This window comes from Rhizobium sp. SVR5-9E, assembly GCF_056755095.1.
The window spans coordinates 1-2088 of the sequence record NZ_JBNDHS010000202.1 but is presented as its reverse complement, the minus strand read 5'-3'; the positions used below and the strand labels follow the sequence as shown (position 1 = coordinate 2088).

Here is a 2088-nt window from a genome sequence, read left to right as displayed (position 1 = left end):
ACACCAGTGATGCTCACCTGCCCTTTCCGATCCTCATCGGTGATATCGGTGGAACGAATGCACGCTTCTCCATCCTCCCGGATGCGTCGGCAGAGGCCATCAATTTCCCGAATGTCAGAACAGCCGACTTCACGACGATCGACGAAGCGATCCGCAACGGCGTTCTGGCTAAGACGGACATGCGGCCCCGCGCTGCAATCCTTGCCGTTGCCGGACCGATCAATGGCGATGAAATTCCGCTGACCAACTGCGACTGGGTCGTCCGTCCGCATACGATGATCGAAGGTCTCGGCATCGAGGACGTGCTTGTCATCAACGACTTCGAAGCTCAGGCGCTGGCGATTTCCTCGCTCGGCGATGGCGAGCGCGAACTGATCGGCTCAGCATCGAAGGAGATTGTCGCTTCCCGCGTGGTGCTCGGTCCTGGAACGGGCCTCGGCGTCGGTGGGCTTGCACACGTGCAGGGCGGGTGGATCCCGGTGCCGGGCGAAGGCGGCCATGTCGATCTCGGCCCCCGCAGCAAGCGCGATCTGGAAATCTTTCCCTATGTCGAAACGATCGAGGGCCGTGTTTCGGCCGAGCAGATCCTTTCCGGGCGCGGGATCGTTCATCTCTACCGGGCAATCTGCAAGGCGGACCGCATCGATCCCAAGTACAGCGACCCTGCCGACATCACCTCTCATGCGCTTGCCGGATCCGATGCGACGGCGGTGGAGACCATCTCGCTTTTTTCGACATATCTCGGAAGACTGGCCGGCGACCTGGCGATGATCTTCATGGCTAAGGGCGGAGTCTATCTTTCCGGCGGCATCTCGCAGAAGATTCTTCCGGCGTTGAGGCAGCCGGAATTCCGCGCCGCGTTCGAGGACAAAGCGCCGCATTCGCACTGGCTGAAAGCGATTCCGACCTATGTCGTGACCCATCCGCTGGCGGCCCTTGCAGGCCTGTCCTTCTATGCCCGAGAGCCGGCCCTTTTCGGGCTCTCGACCGAAGGGCGCCGCTGGCGCCGCTAATGCCCGGCTAGCCAAACGGGCGGTAACTCTTTATAGAGCCGCCCCAAGCGCGCGGCTTTGCGGCCGCGCACGTCCGAGACGGGAAGCAGTATTTTTGGAATCCGCGAGCAAACAAAGCGCTGTCGGTAGCGATAGTGTGACGGGCATCCTGAAACGCATTATCGCCGAAAATGGCCGCGATCATATCGGCGGCTATGTTTTTGCGATCAGCTGTCTCGTCGTTGTCGCACTGACGACAGCGTTCACCGCGTGGATCATGAAGGTGATCATCGACGAGGCTTTCGCCAATCGCCGCGCGGATATGATCTGGATTATCTGTCTTTCGATCTTCCTCGCATTCGTTCTGCGCGGCTTTGCGAGCTACGGCCAGGCCGTGGCGCTTTCGCGGATCGGCAACAACATCGTCGCGCGCTATCAGCGGCGCCTTTACGCTCACCTGATGACACTTTCGGTCGGCTTCTACAACGAAGCTCGCTCCGCGCACATTGCCGCTCGAGTAAGCCAGAATGTCGGCGGCATCCGCGATGTCATGAATATGGTGATCACATCGGCCGCGCGTGACTTGCTTACCTTCATCTCATTGATCGGCGTGATGGTCTTTCAGGATCCGTTGCTCAGCCTCGCCGTCTTCATTCTGGCTCCGCCGCTTCTTTATGGACTGCGATATCTGTCCAAGCGCCTGCGTCAAGCGACCAAGGAAGCCATCTATCTGAGCAGCCATGTCCTAGGCGCGATGCAAGAGACGATCCAAGGCATCGCCATCGTCAAGGCCTTCACGATGGAAAGCGAACTGCAGCGCAAGCTCAACAAGCTGGTCGCGGCCGCGGAAGCCCGCACAAACCGGATCGCGCGCCTTTCGGAACGCAACGCGCCGATGACGGAAACCTTTGCGGGCTTTGCGGTTGCAAGCGTTCTTGCCTACGCCGCTTACCGTTCGATCTATCACAACGTGCCGCCGGGCGCGTTCTTCTCGTTCGTGACCGCTTTGCTGCTCGCGTACGACCCTGCCCGGCGCCTTGCAAGACTGCAGATCCAGCTCGAGCGCGCCGCCGTCAATGCCCGCATGGTCTACGAG

At 60.3% G+C, this 2088-nt stretch carries 2 protein-coding genes; both read left to right on the top strand.

The features are described from left to right. A partial coding sequence (locus ACPYOJ_RS34335; RefSeq protein ID WP_481420218.1) for a glucokinase occupies positions 1-1013 on the top strand: 1013 nt, incomplete at its 5' end. Between the two features lie 94 nt (positions 1014-1107). Next, positions 1108-2088 (top strand): ABC transporter permease (locus tag ACPYOJ_RS34330; protein WP_481420217.1); only part of this gene is annotated, 981 nt, incomplete at its 3' end.